Below are 19,012 nucleotides of genomic sequence, written 5' to 3'. Positions count from 1 at the left end.
CAGTGATCGCGATCTCAAATGCAATAATTCACTTTTTATGTGGATAAATTTGGACCATTAGTCTGTTAAATAAAAGTCAAAGCGAATTTACGGGCGCGAAGGCTAACATTAACGGTATATGACCCGAAAGGCTGTGGCGCAAGATACGGAGCTTTGGCTGTAAAAACCAATGTTTTTGGTGGATTCTGACGAGAAACCAGAATTTGTGGCGATAAAACCCGGTCGGGATCGCTGAGTAATCGTTTGCGTATTGCTGGTAATTGTATGATGTATTAACGTTATTTATTAAATGGATTTTGCTATGTGACTGGTATCAATAAAAAAACGGGCGGTAAAATAACCTTTCCCGCCTTGTGGAGTAAAGGGATTTAATGCCCGCAAACCCGTGCTTGCGGGCATTCACCGTCAGGAGCAGATTTCGTAGCAAGGAATGTAAGCGCTACCCGGTAACTTCATACGATGTTGTGCAACAAAACTCTGCAGCAAATCGTCCATCCGGCGCATCATTGCGCTGTCGCCGTGGATTTTATACGGACCAAACTCTTCGATGGCGCGGATCCCGACTTCCTTCACGTTCCCTGCCACAATTCCGGAGAAGGCGCGACGCAGGTCTGCGGCCAGTACCTCGACCGGCTGATCGGGATACAGCTTCAGGCTGGCCATATTTTCGTGAGAAGGCTCGAACGGCATCTGTAGATCCGGCGCAATACGAATTGACCAGTTGAAACTGTAGGCGTCGCCGGTATCGCGGCGATTTTCTTTCACCAACGGCATCGCTTTTTTCATCAATCGTGCCACTTCTGCCGCATCATCAATGATGATGCGATAATGGCGACGCGCCTCTTCACCCAGCGTATGTACGATAAATTCATCCAGCACGCGGAAGTAATCAGCGCTCTCCTTCGGACCGGTCAGGATCAGCGGTAGAACCTGATCTTTGTTTGCCGGGTTCATCAGGATCCCCAGCAGATACAGCAGCTCTTCAGCCGTTCCCACGCCACCCGGGAAGATGATAATCCCGTGGGCGATACGCACAAATGCCTCCAGACGTTTTTCGATATCCGGCATGATGATCAGTTCATTGACCAGCGGGTTAGGCGGCTCGGCAGCAATAATGGACGGTTCAGTCATGCCAATAAAACGGCTGTCTTTGTAGCGCTGCTGGGCATGGCCGACAGCCGCACCTTTCATCGGCGCTTCCATCGCGCCCGGCCCACAGCCGGTACAGATATTCAGTTCACGCAGGCCTAGCTGGGTGCCGACGTGACGGGCGTAGAGGTATTCGTTCTCGTTGATCGAGTGTCCACCCCAGCAGACCACCATGTTAGGGGCTTCGCCAACGTGAAGCGCCCGGGCATTACGCAAAATGGAGAACACCAGGTTGGTTATATGAACGGAACTTTCCAGATCCAGATGCTGGAAACGCCCTGCATTGTGGATCTGACCGTTAACGAAAAGAATGTCGCGCAGTACGGCAAACAGGTTGGCCTGGAGGGCACGAATAATTCGCCCGTCGACGAAGGCGTCTTCGGGAGGATTAATCAGTTCCAGCTTCACGCCGCGCTCTCGGCGCAGCACGTTGATGTCGAAACTTTCAAAGCGGGACAGCAGCTCTTTGCTGTTGTCAGTTAAACTGCCGGAGTTGAGAACGGCGAGCGAACAGTTACGAAACAGTTGATACAGGTCGCTGCTGGCCGTGCGTTTAAGCAATTCGACTTCCAGCTGCGACAACATGTCCATTGAGCCAAGCGGGCTAATATGTGTAATCAAGTAAACTCCTTATGAGACGCCAGACGTCATTCCCGACAAATACTCGTCATACTTCAAGCTGCAGGCTTTGTGACCCGGCCCGTCTCCCCTTCGGGGCCGCGGCTTCGCTGCCTTCATGCAATTCGAATTATTTAGAACAGGTTACAATAGCGCTGGCTTATGATCTTTCACAACCTTGCGCGTGGAATCAGGCGCGCAAAATGGTGAAAAAAGATTACTGACGCACCAGTCTGCCCGTAGCGGGAGCAAAATCGGTGTTGGTACGCCACGGATTAATGTCCAGCCCGCCACGACGCGTGTAGCGTGCGTAAACGCTCAGTTTCTCTGGCTGACAGAAACGTAAAATGTCATTGAAAATGCGCTCCACGCACTGCTCGTGAAACTCGTTATGATGGCGGAAAGAGACCAGATAACGCAGCAGTTTTTCACGATCGATTTTGTGCCCACGATACTGAATTTGTATGGAGCCCCAGTCCGGCTGGTGAGTGATCAGGCAGTTGGATTTTAGCAGATGGCTCACCAGCGTCTCTTCGACGACTTTCTCGCCGCTGGCTGCATTCTCCAGGTAGTCGGTGCTGAACTGATAATGGTCAATACTGATATCCTGCTCATCGATACAGGCGCCGTGGAAGTGAGCAATCGGCTGCCCCTCCAGTTCATCAATCCGGTATAGCGCTACGCTGACCTCGCCCTGGGCGCAGGCGCGCAGATCTTTTTCCAGCGTCTGACGTACCGCATCCCAGGAGTCAAAGCGCGTCTGGTTGAAGCTGTTCAGGTATAGCTTGAAGCTTTTCGATTCGATCAGATTAACGCTGGTGTAATCCAGTTCAACGTGACCTACCGCAACCTGCGGCAAACCTTTCGCATTCAGCCACGAAAGCTCATACAGCGTCCAGATATCCGCACCGCGAAACGGCAGGTTATCGGCGTGTAATCCTAGCGGATCGCGGTTCAGACTACGTGGGACGCCCTGTAACAGGCTGGCGTCATAATTATCCCGGTAATCGGTTGATTTTCCGAGCGTCAGGCCGTCTAACGCCTGATGGTTTTCATAAGAGGACATGTTTCACCGTCATAAACCAGATACACTATGCTGCAAGTGTATCCTGGCTTTTATGAAGAGAGAAATCAGTGGACGAACAGACCGCTATTGCCCTGAAGGCTTTTACGACGCGTTATTGCGATGCCTGGCACGAGAAAAACAACAGCTGGCCGCTCAGTGAAGAGCTGTATGGCGTGCCTTCGCCATGCATTATTTCAACAACCAGCGACGCAGTTTACTGGCAACCACAGCCTTTTGAAGGTGAACGAAATGTAAACGCGGTTGAGCGTGCGTTTGATATTGTGGTACAACCTGCAATCCACGCGTTTTACACCGCTCAGTTTGCCGGGGATATGCACGCGCAGTTTGCCGATCAAACGTTGACGCTGTTGCAAACCTGGAGTGTGGATGATTTCAGCCGAGTTCAGGAAAACCTGATTGGTCATCTGGTGACACAGAAACGTCTGAAGTTACCACCAACGCTTTTTATCGCCACGCAGGAAAGCGAACTTGAGGTGATTTCGGTGTGCAACCTGACAGGCGAGGTATGTAAAGAGACGCTTGGCACGCGTAATCGTACTGTCCTGGCCGCCTCTCTTGCGGATTTTCTCACTCAACTTAAGCCTCTTCTGTAATCCTTTTTGCCCACAATTGTGTGAGAGATCTCTTACAACCTCTGTAGGAGATCGCCAGGAAATAAGCTAATGCTTAAATCACCAAATTTAAACTAATTTCATATAAATCAAGTGGTTGTTGCTTTTTTGGTGGCTTTCATATGAAAATATTCTTAAGGTATTTCCTGTAGGCATCTTGTAAGAGAGGGCGAAAAAGGGGATTCTATCTCCGTCGACAAGGAGTCGCAACATGAAGTGAACATCAGGATGATGGCACTTCGGCAGGACACACCAGGACGGTGTTGCAAGGAAAGGCTTCTGGATGAAGTAAAGAGGAAAGCGCAGGACGCGTTAAAGGACACCTCCAGGAGGGAGAACGAGAGTCGGTCGGGATGTTCGGTGGGTCAGGATGGCCAGGACACTTCAGGATGAAGTTATCGCATCGGGGGTGATGTGAGCAGGATGCAACAGTTCAGGATGAGCGCACAGGTCGTAAGGCCGCTGGAAAAGTTGTCACGGATGAGCAGGGAGCACCAAAAGTAGCCGGAATGCTGCGAAACGAACCGGGAGCACTGTTTTTACAGTGCTCCCTTTTTTTATTTCTTTTGAACTCAATGCTATCCTTCGCGCCAGATTTTCATCATTGAGGTTACTTTCATGACAACTCATGACCGCGTGCGCCAACAGCTGCATGCGCTTGAAGCGTTGCTGCGTGAGCATCACTACTGGCGAACAGATGAGCCAGAGGCGCACCTGTTTACCAGCTCTCAGCCTTTTTGTATGGATACGATGGAGCCGGTTGAGTGGTTACAGTGGGTGCTGATCCCGCGGATGCACGCCCTGCTGGATAACGCGCAGCCTCTGCCGACGGCGTTTGCCGTGGCGCCTTATTATGAGATGGCGCTGGCGGCTGACCATCCGCAACGCGATATTCTGCTGACGGAATTGCAGGCGCTGGATGCGCTGTTTGAGCGTGATGAATCCTGATGCTGGAAATACTGTATCAGGACGAATGGCTGGTTGCCGTCAATAAACCGTCAGGCTGGCTTGTGCATCGCAGCTGGCTGGATCGCGATGAAAAAGTGGTGGTCATGCAGACCGTGCGCGATCAGATTGGTCAGCATGTGTTTACCGCCCATCGCCTTGACAGACCCACCTCAGGGGTACTGCTGATGGGCTTGTCCAGCGAAGCTGGTCGGCTGCTTGCGCAGCAGTTTGAACAGCATCAGATCCAAAAATGTTACCATGCGATTGTGCGCGGTTGGTTAATGGAAGAGGCGTTACTGGATTATCCATTGGTGGAAGAGTTGGATAAAATCGCTGACAAATTCGCCAGGGATGATAAAGGCCCGCAGCCTGCCGTGACGCATTATCGTGGGCTGTCTACCGTTGAAATGCCGGTGGCGACGGGGCGTTATCCGACCACGCGTTACGGCCTGGTGGAGCTTGAACCTAAGACCGGGCGTAAGCATCAGCTTCGGCGTCATCTTGCGCATCTGCGTCATCCGATTATCGGCGACAGCAAACACGGCGATCTGCGGCAAAACCGCAGCGCAGCGGAACACTTTGGCTGCGCCCGACTGATGCTGCATGCCAGCCAGCTGTCACTCACTCATCCATTCACCGGTGAGCCGCTGACGATTCACGCCGGACTGGACGATGTCTGGATGCAGGCGTTATCACAGTTTGGCTGGCGTGGTCTTCTCCCTGAGAATGAAAGGGTTGAGTTCGTCGAGTCGTCGGGTCAGGATGAAGGGATACCTTCTTAATCCAGGGAGAAAATGTGAATGGCGGAAATTGGTATTTTTGTCGGTACGATGTACGGAAACGCGCTATTGGTTGCCGAAGAGGCTGAAGCGATCCTGACCGCGCAAGGCCATAAAGCGACGGTCTTTGAAGATCCTGAGCTTAACGACTGGCAGACGTATCAGGATAAATATGTGCTGGTGGTGACTTCGACAACAGGGCAGGGCGACCTCCCGGACAGTATTGTCCCGTTGTTTCAAGGAATCAAAGATCATCTCGGCTTTCAGCCAAATCTGCGCTACGGCGTGATTGCGCTGGGTGACAGTAGCTATGTCAATTTCTGCAACGGCGGAAAGCAGTTTGATGCCCTGCTGCAGGAGCAAAGCGCCCAGCGCGTAGGGGAAGTACTGCTGATTGACGCCAGTGAACATCCAGAACCCGAAAGCGAGTCGAATCCCTGGGTTGAACACTGGGGTACGCTGTTATCCTGAGGGTAAACCCTCCCGCCAGCGGGAGGGTGACCTGCTTATGCCAGTAAGCAGTCATAACGACCTGAAGCTATTCTATAAAAACTGAATCGTGTTAGCGTCGGGCAGATGCCTGTAAAAGCCCTTCATATGAAAGGATTTTTACAGGCATTTTCATAAGATCAAGCGACCTGTTTCACACTCTTTCCTTTTCAAAGCCTGTCCCCCCTCTTTTAACGCCGGGGTTTTCATTTCCGTGACGTTGCTTCCACTAGCCTGGGCTTTTGCCACAAATATACGAAATACGTTACTGAAATGTTGTGTTGTTGCACGGTGAGAGCGCGCAAGACGCTTCTTATACTGCTGATGCCAGTTATTAAAAAATGCAGTAAGCAAGGCGGACGACCTCATAAGAAGCTGCAAAAAACGAAACGTCACCTCTGATTCCCCTACCGGTTGTGCAGTTCAGAGTGAGCGTGGCTAACGCGAAAATTCAGGAGTGCAACAATGAGTTCATTAAGTCAGGCTGCGAGCGGTGCGGAAAAACGCACTAACGCGCGCTACTGGATAGTGGTGATGCTATTTATCGTCACATCCTTCAACTATGGCGACCGCGCCACCTTATCCATTGCCGGTTCGGAGATGGCCAAAGATATTGGCCTTGATCCGGTCGGCATGGGGTATGTTTTCTCCGCGTTCTCATGGGCCTACGTTATCGGGCAGATCCCGGGCGGCTGGCTGCTGGATCGCTTTGGTTCAAAACGCGTTTACTTTTGGTCCATTTTTATCTGGTCCATGTTTACCCTGCTACAAGGCTTCGTCGATATCTTTAGCGGCTTCGGCATCATTGTGGCGCTGTTTACCCTGCGCTTTCTTGTCGGCCTGGCTGAAGCGCCTTCCTTCCCCGGAAACAGTCGAATTGTTGCGGCGTGGTTCCCGGCACAGGAGAGGGGAACGGCGGTGGCGATTTTTAACTCCGCGCAGTACTTTGCCACCGTTATCTTTGCCCCAATCATGGGGTGGCTGACCCACGAAGTGGGCTGGTCACACGTCTTCTTCTTCATGGGGGGGCTTGGGATCATCATCAGCTTTATCTGGCTGAAAGTGATCCACGAACCGAACCAGCATCCGGGCGTCAACAAAAAAGAGCTGGAGTACATTGCTGAGGGTGGCGCGTTGATCAATATGGATCAAAAAGATACCAAAGCAAAAGTGCCGTTCAGCGTGAAGTGGGGGCAGATCAAACAGCTGCTGGGGTCACGCATGATGATCGGTGTTTATATCGGACAGTACTGTATCAACGCCTTAACCTACTTCTTTATCACGTGGTTCCCGGTATATCTGGTGCAGGCGCGCGGAATGTCAATTCTGAAAGCCGGGTTTGTCGCGTCTGTGCCCGCGGTTTGCGGGTTTATCGGTGGCGTGCTTGGCGGCATTATTTCTGACTGGCTGATGCGTCGGACCGGCTCGCTGAATATTGCCCGCAAAACGCCAATCGTCATGGGGATGCTGTTGTCGATGGTGATGGTGTTCTGTAACTACGTCAACGTGGAATGGATGATCATCGGCTTTATGGCGCTGGCGTTCTTCGGTAAAGGCATTGGTGCGCTGGGCTGGGCGGTGATGGCGGATACCGCACCGAAGGAGATCAGCGGTCTGAGCGGTGGCCTGTTCAACATGTTCGGTAATATCTCCGGCATCGTTACCCCAATTGCGATTGGTTATATCGTTGGCACCACCGGTTCCTTCAACGGTGCGCTGATCTATGTGGGCGTACATGCGTTGGTCGCAGTACTGAGCTATCTGGTGCTGGTGGGCGATATCAAACGTATTGAACTGAAACCCGTAGCAGGACAATCATCATGACAACACAATCGAGCCCCGTTATTACAGATATGAAGGTCATTCCGGTGGCCGGGCACGACAGCATGTTGCTTAACATCGGGGGGGCGCATAATGCGTACTTTACCCGTAACATCGTCGTATTGACTGATAACGCCGGAAATACCGGCGTGGGTGAAGCGCCGGGTGGCGAGGTTATCTGGCAGACGCTGGTGGAAGCCATTCCGATGGTGCTTGGTCAGGAAGTGGCTCGTCTGAATAAAGTGGTGCAGCAGGTGCATAAAGGTAACCAGGCCGCTGATTTTGATACTTTCGGTAAAGGCGCCTGGACCTTTGAACTGCGGGTTAACGCGGTGGCCGCGCTTGAAGCGGCGCTGCTTGATCTGTTAGGTAAAGCGCTGAATGTGCCGGTTTGCGAGCTGTTAGGGCCGGGTAAGCAGCGTGATGCGGTGACCGTGCTGGGTTATCTCTTTTACGTGGGCGATCGCACAAAGACCGATCTGCCCTATCTGGAGAGCACGCCGGGCAACCACGAGTGGTATCACCTGCGCCATCAGGAGGCGCTCGACGGCGAAGCCGTGGTGCGGCTGGCCGAGGCCTCACAGGACCGCTACGGTTTTAAGGACTTCAAGCTGAAAGGCGGCGTGTTGCCGGGCGAGCAGGAGATTGAAACGGCCCGGGCGTTGAAAAAACGTTTCCCGGATGCGCGCATTACGGTTGATCCTAACGGCGCCTGGCTGCTGGACGAAGCCATCTCTTTGTGCAAAGGGTTGAATGACGTACTCACCTACGCAGAAGATCCGTGTGGCGCGGAGCAGGGCTTCTCCGGGCGTGAAGTCATGGCGGAATTCCGCCGCGCGACAGGATTGCCGGTGGCAACCAATATGATTGCCACTAACTGGCGTGAAATGGGCCATGCGGTGATGCTCAACGCTGTCGATATTCCGCTTGCTGACCCGCATTTCTGGACGCTTTCCGGCGCGGTTCGCGTCGCGCAGCTGTGCGATGACTGGGGGCTGACCTGGGGCTGCCATTCGAATAACCACTTTGATATCTCGCTGGCGATGTTTACTCACGTGGGGGCGGCGGCACCGGGTAAGCCAACGGCGATTGACACCCACTGGATCTGGCAGGAAGGCGATTGCCGCCTGACGAAAAATCCGCTGGAGATTAAGCACGGACAAATTGCCGTTCCGGACGCGCCCGGGCTGGGCGTGGAGCTGGATTGGGATCGGGTGCAGAAGGCGCATGAAGCCTATAAAAAACTGCCAGGCGGCGCGCGTAATGACGCGGGTCCTATGCAGTACCTGATCCCCGGCTGGAGCTTTGATCGTAAACGCCCCGTTTTCGGTCGTCACTGATTCTGAATAAGGATTTAATTATGAGCACACAATTTACTACCCCAGTCGTAACCGCGATGCAGGTGATTCCGGTTGCAGGGCATGACAGTATGCTGATGAATCTGAGCGGCGCACATGCTCCATTCTTCACGCGTAATATTGTGATTATCAAAGATAACTCTGGTCATACCGGCGTGGGTGAGATACCGGGTGGCGAGAAAATCCGTAAGACCCTGGAAGATGCCATCCCGCTGGTGGTGGGTAAAACGCTGGGCGAATACAAAAACGTGTTGAATGCAGTACGCAACGAGTTTGCCGATCGCGATGCGGGTGGACGCGGACTCCAGACCTTTGATCTGCGTACCACGATTCACGTGGTTACCGGGATTGAAGCGGCGCTGCTGGATCTGCTGGGTCAGCATCTGGGCGTTAACGTCGCATCTCTGCTGGGGGAGGGCCAGCAGCGTAGCGAAGTCGAAATGCTGGGTTATCTGTTCTTTGTCGGCAACCGTAAGGCGACGCCGCTGCCGTATCAGAGCCAGCCGGATGAGAAGTGCGACTGGTATCGCCTGCGTCATGAAGAGGCGATGACCCCGGATGCGGTCGTGCGTCTGGCTGAAGCCGCGTATGAAAAATATGGCTTCAACGATTTCAAACTGAAAGGCGGTGTCCTGGCTGGGGATGAAGAAGCGGAATCTATCGTTGCGCTGGCGAAGCGTTTTCCACAGGCGCGCGTAACGCTGGATCCAAACGGCGCGTGGTCGCTGAATGAGGCGATCAAAATCGGTAAATACCTGAGAGGCTCTCTGGCCTATGCCGAAGATCCGTGTGGCGCAGAGCAGGGGTTCTCCGGTCGTGAGGTGATGGCCGAATTCCGTCGCGCGACTGGCCTGCCGACCGCGACCAATATGATCGCCACCGACTGGCGTCAGATGGGACATACGCTGTCGTTGCAGTCCGTGGATATCCCGCTGGCGGATCCACACTTCTGGACCATGCAGGGGTCTGTACGGGTGGCGCAGATGTGTCATGAGTTCGGCCTGACCTGGGGCTCACACTCTAATAACCACTTTGATATTTCACTGGCCATGTTCACTCACGTCGCCGCAGCGGCGCCAGGCAAGATCACCGCAATCGACACACACTGGATCTGGCAGGAGGGCAATCAGCGTCTGACCAAAGAACCGTTTGAAATCAAAGGCGGTATGGTACAGGTACCGGTGAAACCAGGTCTGGGCGTAGAGCTCGACATGGATCAGGTGATGAAGGCGCATGAGCTGTATCAGAAACATGGACTGGGGGCGCGTGATGATGCCATGGGAATGCAGTATCTGATCCCGAACTGGACATTCGACAACAAGCGTCCGTGCATGGTACGCTAAGCGCATTGGGACCGCTCCCATAAGTGGGGCGGTTCTCTCCTGGTGTATGCTTAACAGAGTCAACATGCGTAAGGACGCTTTATGAAAATAGTGATCGCACCGGACTCTTATAAGGAAAGTTTGAGTGCGCTTGAGGTAGCGACTGCCATTGAGCAGGGCTTCAGAGAGATCTGGCCAGATGCGGATTATGTAAAGCTTCCGGTTGCTGACGGTGGTGAAGGAACGGTTGAAGCCATGGTTGAGGCGACATCCGGCCGTATTATTCATGTTGACGTCACCGGGCCACTTGGTGACCGCGTCAAAGCTTTTTATGGTTTGTCCGGCGACGAACGCTCGGCCTTTATTGAGATGGCCGCGGCCAGCGGGCTGGAGCAGGTTCCCCTGAGGTTACGCGATCCGCTCAAAACCACGTCATGGGGAACCGGCGAGCTGATCCGCCATGCCCTGGACGCGGGCGTGGAGCATATCATTATTGGACTTGGCGGCAGCGCAACCAATGACGGTGGGGCCGGAATGGTCCAGGCGCTGGGAGCGAAGCTACTTGATGCGCAGAACAACGAGATTGCGCAGGGCGGGGCGGCGCTGGAAAACCTGACAAGAATTGATATCAGTCAGCTGGATCCGCGCCTGGCGGCATGTCGTATTGAGGTGGCCTGCGATGTGACCAATACGTTGACCGGAAAAGAGGGCGCATCCGCAGTGTTCGGCCCACAAAAAGGGGCCACGCCGGAAATGATTACACGGTTAGATAAGGCGCTGGTGAACTATGCACAGCTTATCGCCCGCGATCTGGATGTGGATGTCCTGGCGCTTGCAGGCGGCGGTGCGGCGGGTGGCATGGGGGCCGCGTTGTATGCCTTTTGCGGGTCACAGCTGCGACGCGGCATTGAGATTGTCACCGATGCTTTGCATCTGGATGAATGCGTTGCCGATGCGGATTTAGTGATCACCGGTGAGGGGCGTATCGACAGTCAGACGATTCACGGTAAAGTTCCCGTTGGCGTGGCGAAGGTGGCAAAGCGGTACAATAAGCCGGTTATCGGGATTGCCGGTAGCCTGACGGCGGATGTCGGCGTCGTCCATGAGCACGGGCTGGATGCGGTTTTCAGCGTGCTTTATACCATTTGTACGCTGGACGATGCGCTGAAGAATGCTGCCGAAAACGTGCGGATGACGGCGCGAAACGTGGCCGCAGCGATTAAGGTTGGGCAGTTAATGGTGCCAGACGCGTAAGCGCAGCACCATCCGGCGAACGGAAAATTCACATGCCGGATAATGACATCAGCGTCTTATCCGGCTTATGCAAATCCACTATCCTAATATCCGTTTTGCTTCACGCGCAACGTTATCCATTTCATCCAGCAGTTCAAGGAACTCCGGCTCCAGATCTTCTTCCCGGGTGCCGTTACGAAGCTGGCCTTCAATCAGCTGACAAAGATTTTTCATTCGCGGCACGCCGCTATAGCCACAGCTGCCGTGCAGTTTATGTATCAAATCCACCAGCCCCCCGGGGTTTTCGCCGACCAGCTGTTCTTCAATTTTATTGCGGACTTCCGGCAGGAAATTGATCAGCATTTGCAGCATATCTCGCGCCAGATCGGGTTTCCCGGCGGCCTGTCGCAGCGCCAGCTGCCAGTCAAGGGTGGCATTTGGATTGATAACCGGTTCAGCGCTCTCTGCCGTCAGGACCCGTGTCGATATCCCGGTACCGGGTTTATAGCGCAATAGCAGATTATGCAGCTTCTCTTCTTCAATGGGTTTCGCCAGATAATCATTCATCCCGGCGCTTAACAGCTTCTCTTTTTGTCCCGCCATCGCATGTGCCGTCACCGCAATGACCGGCGTCTGCTGCTGATGGGGAAGCTGATGAATCAACTCACATGCCCGGATGCCGTCCATATCCGGCATCTGAATATCCATCAGGATTAGATCGAACTGCATCTGCCTGGCGCGATCCACCGCCTGATGCCCGCTGTCACACAGCTCAACATGTTGCACCAGATCTTCCAGCAATACACCGATAAGCTTCAGGTTGGCGGGATTATCATCGACGGCCATCACTGCCATAGCGATTTTGTTTTCATCCGCCATGACCAGCTCATCATTTTGATTCTGATGGCAAAATGCCATCAGAGCCGGAAGCAGGCGTGTGGAGGTCAGCGGTTTGAGCAGACAGCCTGCGACGCCATCCTGCTTGAGTTTTTCAGCATTCACTTGTGCATGGCAAGGAAGCGCCAGCAGCAGGAAGTCAGACATTTGCGTCGCTTTCACCAGTCGCTCATGCTGAATTGTTAGCGGTTCGCGGAGGGTGACCGCAATCCCCAGCAGCATAATATCGTAGTGATCCTGCGGCAGGGCAGAAAACGTTGGGCTGTAAACCACTTCCAGCGGTGTTTCGCTCAGAATATCCAGCGTACACTGCGCGGCGGCGGCGTTAGGCTCAATATAAGCAAGGCGTTTACCGGTAAGGCAGCCGGTAGAAGGCCCGTCAGTAACCACGTTCGGATTAAGATCGAGATTAATGTGGAACCAGAAGGTGGAGCCGCGGTTTGGCTGGCTGTGGAAGGAGATATCCCCGCCCATTTCGTTGACCAGCTTCTGCGTAATCACCAGCCCCAGCCCTGTCCCCCCGTGACGGCGCGAAATACTGGCATCCGCCTGGCGGAAGGCCTGGAACAGGCGCGACTGATCGCGCTCCGGAATGCCGATGCCGGTATCGCGGATCTGCACTTCAATTTGTACTTTGGTATTACTGAGAGCGCGTTTCTCAACCAGTATATCGATATTGCCTCTCTCGGTGAATTTAATGGCGTTGCCAACCAGATTGGTGATCACCTGTTGCAGGCGCAGCGGGTCGCCAATCACGCTATCCGGCACGTCGTTTTTGATATTGAGGGTCAGTTCCAGCCCTTTGTCATGGGAGGAATGGGCCAGTAGCGTCACCACTTCATCCAGCGTACTGCGCAGTGGGAAAGGAATACTTTCCAGAATGAGCTTGCCCGCTTCAAGCTTGGAGAAGTCGAGTACGTCGTTGATGATTGCCAGTAAATTATTGGCAGAACGTTCAATGGTGTTGAGATGATCGCGCTGGGTCGTATTAAGCTCGGTTTTCAGCGTCAGGCGGGTGAAACCAATCACGCCATTGAGCGGGGTACGCAGCTCATGCGACATGTTGGCCAGAAACTCAGATTTAATTCGTGCGGCTTCCTGGGCGCGTTTTTTCGCCAGATCCAGCTCGACGTTCTGAATCTCCATCTGCTCCAGCGTTTCCCGCAGGTCGGAGGTCGCCTGATCGATATTATGCTGCATCTCTTCATGGTACGCCGCCAGCGACATGGCCATAGAGTTGATGCCGTTTTTCAGCATATCCAGCTCGCCCAGCATGAAACCTTCCACGCGACTGTCGAGCTGCCCGCGACGAATACGGTCAACCGTATTGACCATATTACGGATCGGCCCGGTAACGTCGCGCATCAGACGCCAGCCAAAAATGAGGGCGATGCCTATACAAAACAACATCATAACGCTGGAAATGAAAATTTCTTTGTACTGCTGTAGCCGTACAGACTTGAGATCCAGCTCCAGCGCCACATATCCCAACATATTTTTCGCGTTTTTAGCATCGGTGATAGGTGATTCATCTGGTGAATAACTTTCAGAGATGATTGGCGTACGCAGGACCAGTATGTCGCCGCGACGCATGACGCTCAACCGCCGGGGAAACGGCGTGTTGTCCGGGAGCCGCATCTCCGTCGGGTCGAGATGGTAATTGGAGGTGACGAACAGCCGGTTGTTTTCGTCATAAACCGAAATTGCCCGCACGATATCAGAATGCCGACGATGCAGTACGCTGATGAGCTGCCCGATCGATTCGCGGTTTTGCAGATTCATGCCATATTCTGTGGAAACCGCCAGCGGTTCGATAATGCTGGCTCCGGCATCTTCCAGTTGACGCTGCAAGTCGTTATAGCGGTGCACCACGAAAAAGATACTGAGCAGTAAACCAATGAGGACGGTCGGGGCCAGGATCAGAATCATCATGCGAGCGCGCAGGCTGTAGTTGGTCATGGAGTTCCGTTATGGGACAATTAGGGTCACACTGTTAATTTGAGAACAATCTCGTCGATGGCGCAATTCTACTCTGCAAAACGGCGCGTGACGACGCGCCAGATCATAACCGTTACAGTCAATGACCTTGATTCTTTTGGCCAGGGCGTTGCTCGTCATAACGGAAAAGCGCTGTTTATACCGGGATTACTCCCGCAGGAGCGGGCGGAAGTCACGATTTCAGAAGACAAAAAGCAATTTTCCCGTGCGCAGGTGAAGCATCGCCTGAATGATAGCCCGGAACGCGAAATGCCGCGTTGCCCGCATTTTGGCGTTTGCGGCGGGTGCCAGCAGCAGCACGCCAGTATCGCTCTGCAACAGAGTAGCAAAAGCGCGGCGCTGGCGCGTCTGATGAAACATGAGGTCAGCGACGTGATTGCTGACAAACCGTGGGGCTACCGTCGTCGCGCCCGTTTGAGTCTGAGCTGGCAGCCTAAAACGCAGCGGTTGCAGATGGGGTTCCGCAAAGCGGGTTCCAGTGACATTGTGGATGTGAAGTGTTGCCCCATCCTGGTGCCCCAGCTTGAGGCAATATTGCCCTCCGTCAGGGCATGCATCGCCAGCCTGCAGGGGATACGCCATCTTGGTCACGTCGAACTGGTGCAGGCGGCCAGTGGTACCCTGATGATCCTGCGTCACACCGCGCCATTAAGTTCGGCAGATAAAGAAAAACTGGAACGCTTTTCGCATTCAGAGGGGCTGTCTCTGTTTCTGGCGCCGCAAAGCGAGATACTGGACGTGATTTCCGGTGAGATGCCCTGGTATGAATCAAACGGGCTACGATTAAGCTTCAGCCCACGCGATTTTATTCAGGTCAACGAAGGGGTGAACCAGAAGATGGTCGCCCGCGCGCTGGAGTGGCTGGACGTACAGCCTCAGGACCGCGTTCTGGATCTCTTCTGTGGTATGGGCAATTTTACTCTGCCGCTGGCAACCCGTGCGGCAAGCGTTGTCGGCGTGGAAGGGGTCCCTGCGTTGGTCGAGAAAGGGCAGGAAAATGCGCGGCAAAATGAGTTACATAATGTGACATTCTTTCACGAAAATCTTGAAGACGATGTGACAAAGCAGCCGTGGGCCAGAAACGGTTTTGATAAAGTTTTGCTCGATCCTGCGCGGGCGGGGGCTGCCGGTGTGATGCAACATATTATAAAATTGCAGCCCGGGCGCATTGTTTATGTATCCTGTAATCCTGCCACGCTGGCCCGGGATAGCGAATCGTTGTTGAATGCAGGATACCAGATTCAGCGGCTGGCGATGCTCGACATGTTCCCGCACACTGGGCACCTGGAGTCGATGGTTTTGTTTGAGCGTTTGTCATGTATTTAATACCCAACAGATTTCGAGTTGCCGCCTCAATGCAGCTTGAAAGACAATGGGTAGGGCTTGTCGATTTCGACAGGCCTGAGCCTTTAAGGAGAGGACGATGGTTGCGGTAAGAAGTGCACATATAAATAAAGCTGGTGAGTTTGATCCAAAGAAATGGATCGCAAGTCTGGGGATCTCCAGCCAGCAGTCGTGTGAGCGCTTAGCCGAAACCTGGGCGTATTGCCTGCAACAGACGCAGGGACACCCCGATGCAGAGCTGTTGCTGTGGCGTGGCGTGGAGATGGTGGAAATCCTCTCAACCCTGAGTATGGATATCGATACGCTGCGGGCAGCGCTGCTGTTCCCTCTGGCGGATGCCAGCGTGGTTAGCGAAGACATTCTGAGCGAGAGCGTAGGCAAGTCCATCGTCAATCTTATTCATGGCGTGCGTGACATGGCGGCGATTCGCCAGCTCAAAGCCACGCACACCGATTCCGTCTCCTCAGAGCAGGTGGATAACGTTCGTCGTATGCTGCTGGCGATGGTGGATGACTTCCGCTGCGTGGTAATCAAACTTGCCGAACGTATTGCGCACCTGCGCGAGGTTAAAGACGCGCCGGAAGATGAGCGTGTGCTGGCAGCGAAAGAGTGCACCAATATCTATGCCCCGCTGGCTAACCGGTTAGGCATAGGACAGCTGAAATGGGAGCTTGAAGATTACTGCTTCCGCTATCTGCATCCGGCGGAATATAAGCGAATCGCCAAACTGCTGCATGAACGCCGCCTTGACCGTGAGCACTACATCGAAGAGTTTGTCGGGCACCTGCGTTCTGAAATGAAAACCGAAGGCGTGAAGGCGGAAGTTTATGGACGCCCGAAACACATCTACAGCATCTGGCGCAAAATGCAGAAAAAGCATCTGGCCTTTGACGAACTGTTTGATGTGCGCGCCGTGCGTATCGTCGCTGAACGCTTGCAGGACTGCTACGCCGCGCTGGGGATTGTGCATACGCACTATCGCCACCTGCCGGATGAGTTTGACGACTATGTGGCGAATCCGAAACCGAACGGTTATCAGTCTATCCATACGGTGGTGTTAGGGCCGGGCGGTAAAACCGTTGAGATCCAGATTCGTACCAAACAGATGCACGAAGATGCCGAACTCGGCGTCGCCGCTCACTGGAAGTACAAAGAGGGCGCTGCGGCAGGCGGGGCGCGATCGGGTCATGAGGACCGGATTGCATGGCTGCGTAAGCTGATTGCCTGGCAGGAAGAGATGGCAGATTCCGGCGAAATGCTGGACGAAGTGCGCAGCCAGGTCTTTGACGATCGCGTTTACGTCTTTACGCCAAAAGGCGATGTGGTTGATTTGCCCGCCGGATCCACGCCGCTGGACTTTGCTTATCACATTCACAGCGATGTCGGACACCGGTGTATTGGGGCGAAAATCGGTGGTCGCATTGTGCCGTTTACCTATCAGCTGCAAATGGGTGACCAGATCGAAATCATCACCCAGAAGCAGCCGAACCCCAGCCGCGACTGGCTGAATCCAAACCTGGGCTATGTGACGACCGGTCGTGGCCGTTCGAAAATTCATGCGTGGTTCCGCAAGCAGGATCGTGACAAAAATATCCTTGCCGGGCGGCAGATCCTCGATGATGAACTGGCGCATCTGGGCATCAGCCTGAAAGAAGCCGAAAAACATCTGCTGCCGCGCTACAACTTCAACGAACCGGAAGAGCTGTTGGCGGCGATTGGCGGCGGCGATATCCGTCTTAACCAGATGGTGAACTTCCTGCAGTCGCAGTTCAATAAGCCGAGCGCTGCCGAGCAAGACGCCGCTGCGCTCAAACAGCTGCAGCAGAAAACGTATGCCCCGCAGAACCGGCGCAAAGACGATGGGCGCGTGGTCGTCGAAGGGGTTGGCAACCTGATGCACCATATCGCGCGCTGCTGCCAGCCCATTCCGGGCGATGAAATCGTGGGATTCATCACCCAGGGGCGCGGTATCTCCGTTCACCGGGCGGACTGCGAACAGCTCGTGGAGCTGCGCTCTCATGCACCGGAACGTATTGTGGATGCGGTATGGGGCGAAAGCTACTCTGCGGGATATTCGCTGGTGGTGCGCGTTCAGGCCAACGATCGCAGCGGTCTGCTGCGCGACATCACCACCATTCTGGCCAACGAGAAGGTGAACGTGCTGGGGGTGGCCAGCCGCAGCGATACGAAACAGCAGCTTGCGACCATCGATATGACTATCGAAATCTACAACCTGCAGGTTCTGGGACGCGTACTCAGTAAACTGAATCAGGTCCCCGATGTGATCGATGCCCGACGGCTGCACGGGAATTAATCGTTGCAGGCCGGATCGGGCGGTACGCCGCTATCCGGCCTTTTTTGCCCGGTGGCGCTACGCTTATCGGATCTACGTTTTCAGGATACCTTAATGAACCAGATCAACCGCCTGCTCGATATTATGCAGCGCCTGCGTGACCCGGAAAATGGCTGCCCGTGGGATAAAGAGCAGACCTTCGCGACCATCGCCCCCTATACCCTCGAAGAAACCTACGAAGTGCTTGACGCTATTGCGCGTGAAGATTTCGATGACCTGCGCGGCGAGCTGGGCGATCTGCTGTTCCAGGTGGTGTTTTATGCGCAACTGGCGCAGGAAGAAGGGCGCTTTGACTTTAACGATATATGCGCCGCCATCAGCGACAAGCTGGTTCGTCGCCATCCCCATGTTTTTGCTGATGTTTCAGCCAGAGATAGCACTGAAGCGCTGAGCCGCTGGGAGCAGATAAAAACCGAAGAACGCGCGCAGAAAGCGCAGCATTCGGCGCTTGATGATATCCCTCGCAGCTTACCGGCCCTGATGCGGGCGCAAAAAATTCAGAAGCGTTGCTCAAACGTTGGTTTCGACTGGACGACGCTGGGACCGGTAGTCGACAAGGTCTATGAAGAGATCGATGAGGTGATGTTCGAAGCGCGGCAGGCTGTCGTAGACCAGGCTAAACTGGAGGAGGAAATGGGCGACCTGCTGTTTGCCACCGTCAATATGGCTCGCCATTTAGGGACGAAAGCAGAGATTGCGCTACAAAAAGCCAACGAAAAATTTGAGCGCCGGTTTCGCGAAGTGGAGCGGATGGTTGCCGCCCGGGGCCTGGAAATGACGGGCATTGACCTGGAGACGATGGAGGAGGTCTGGCAGGAGGTAAAACGCCAGGAAATTGATCTCTAAAGGTTTTAGGCGGTCAAGGGCGTTTTGTGTGATTTTTTAAATAACAAGCTCTTGATTTACGTCAAAAACATTTAGCCCAAAGAAGCTATTTTCTCACTCCCGATGTTAAATGTGAGCTGACGAAGAGGAGGGATAATGAAAGTTTGTGGCCTGGGTCAT

14 protein-coding genes are annotated in these 19,012 nt (G+C 54.0%); 11 read left to right on the top strand and 3 right to left on the bottom strand.

Annotated elements, in window-relative coordinates; translation table 11 throughout:
- Positions 1–405: 405 nt before the first annotated feature.
- Positions 406–1,770, bottom strand: coding sequence for a nucleotide 5'-monophosphate nucleosidase PpnN (gene ppnN / locus C3432_RS13820; RefSeq protein ID WP_103777183.1), 1,365 nt, complete (start codon positions 1,768–1,770; stop codon positions 406–408).
- 214 nt (positions 1,771–1,984) lie between these two features.
- Complete coding sequence (gene queF / locus C3432_RS13815) at positions 1,985–2,833, bottom strand: NADPH-dependent 7-cyano-7-deazaguanine reductase QueF (RefSeq protein ID WP_103777182.1); 849 nt, start codon at positions 2,831–2,833, stop codon at positions 1,985–1,987.
- A 68-nt stretch (positions 2,834–2,901) separates the two neighbouring features.
- Between queF and syd the strand changes: the two genes are divergently transcribed.
- The 8 genes from syd (at position 2,902) to C3432_RS13770 (ending at position 11,436) form a co-directional block, all read left to right on the top strand.
- Complete coding sequence (gene syd / locus C3432_RS13810; RefSeq protein ID WP_103777181.1) at positions 2,902–3,447, top strand: SecY-interacting protein; 546 nt, start codon at positions 2,902–2,904, stop codon at positions 3,445–3,447.
- Positions 3,448–4,083: 636 nt separating this feature from the next.
- Positions 4,084–4,413, top strand: a complete 330-nt coding sequence (locus C3432_RS13805; protein ID WP_103777180.1) for a YqcC family protein — start codon at positions 4,084–4,086, stop codon at positions 4,411–4,413.
- The gene (gene truC, locus C3432_RS13800; protein ID WP_103777179.1) at positions 4,413–5,195 is read left to right on the top strand and encodes a tRNA pseudouridine(65) synthase TruC; all 783 of its coding nucleotides are present in this window, start codon (positions 4,413–4,415) and stop codon (positions 5,193–5,195) included. The genes C3432_RS13805 and truC overlap by 1 nt, the downstream gene beginning before the upstream one ends.
- A gap of 18 nt (positions 5,196–5,213) precedes the next feature.
- Positions 5,214–5,663, top strand: a complete 450-nt coding sequence (locus C3432_RS13795; RefSeq protein ID WP_103777178.1) for a flavodoxin — start codon at positions 5,214–5,216, stop codon at positions 5,661–5,663.
- A gap of 483 nt (positions 5,664–6,146) precedes the next feature.
- Positions 6,147–7,505 (top strand): galactarate/glucarate/glycerate transporter GudP, encoded by a 1,359-nt coding sequence (gene gudP, locus C3432_RS13785; protein ID WP_103777176.1) that lies wholly within the window; start codon positions 6,147–6,149, stop codon positions 7,503–7,505.
- Entirely contained in the window at positions 7,502–8,842 is a 1,341-nt protein-coding gene (locus tag C3432_RS13780; RefSeq protein ID WP_103777175.1) for an enolase C-terminal domain-like protein, read from the top strand. The genes gudP and C3432_RS13780 overlap by 4 nt, the downstream gene beginning before the upstream one ends.
- A gap of 20 nt (positions 8,843–8,862) precedes the next feature.
- Complete coding sequence (gene gudD / locus C3432_RS13775) at positions 8,863–10,203, top strand: glucarate dehydratase (RefSeq protein WP_103777174.1); 1,341 nt, start codon at positions 8,863–8,865, stop codon at positions 10,201–10,203.
- An 81-nt stretch (positions 10,204–10,284) separates the two neighbouring features.
- Complete coding sequence (locus tag C3432_RS13770) at positions 10,285–11,436, top strand: glycerate kinase (protein WP_103777173.1); 1,152 nt, start codon at positions 10,285–10,287, stop codon at positions 11,434–11,436.
- A gap of 78 nt (positions 11,437–11,514) precedes the next feature.
- On the opposite strand, the gene barA is transcribed toward C3432_RS13770, so the two are convergent.
- Positions 11,515–14,271, bottom strand: a complete 2,757-nt coding sequence (gene barA, locus C3432_RS13765) for a two-component sensor histidine kinase BarA (protein WP_103777172.1) — start codon at positions 14,269–14,271, stop codon at positions 11,515–11,517.
- Positions 14,272–14,328: 57 nt separating this feature from the next.
- On the opposite strand from barA, the gene rlmD reads away from it, so the two are divergent.
- The 3 genes from rlmD (at position 14,329) to mazG (ending at position 18,853) form a co-directional block, all read left to right on the top strand.
- Positions 14,329–15,636, top strand: a complete 1,308-nt coding sequence (gene rlmD, locus C3432_RS13760) for a 23S rRNA (uracil(1939)-C(5))-methyltransferase RlmD (protein WP_103777171.1) — start codon at positions 14,329–14,331, stop codon at positions 15,634–15,636.
- A 97-nt stretch (positions 15,637–15,733) separates the two neighbouring features.
- A complete protein-coding gene (relA, locus tag C3432_RS13755) occupies positions 15,734–17,968 on the top strand; it encodes a GTP diphosphokinase (protein ID WP_103777170.1) in 2,235 nt (744 codons plus the stop codon).
- A 93-nt stretch (positions 17,969–18,061) separates the two neighbouring features.
- The gene (gene mazG, locus C3432_RS13750; RefSeq protein WP_103777169.1) at positions 18,062–18,853 is read left to right on the top strand and encodes a nucleoside triphosphate pyrophosphohydrolase; all 792 of its coding nucleotides are present in this window, start codon (positions 18,062–18,064) and stop codon (positions 18,851–18,853) included.
- The last annotated feature ends 159 nt before the right edge of the window (positions 18,854–19,012 follow it).

This window comes from Citrobacter amalonaticus, assembly GCF_002918555.1.
In the GTDB taxonomy this organism is placed as follows: domain Bacteria; phylum Pseudomonadota; class Gammaproteobacteria; order Enterobacterales; family Enterobacteriaceae; genus Citrobacter_C; species Citrobacter_C amalonaticus_A.
This window is presented reverse-complemented; position numbering and strand designations above follow the sequence as displayed.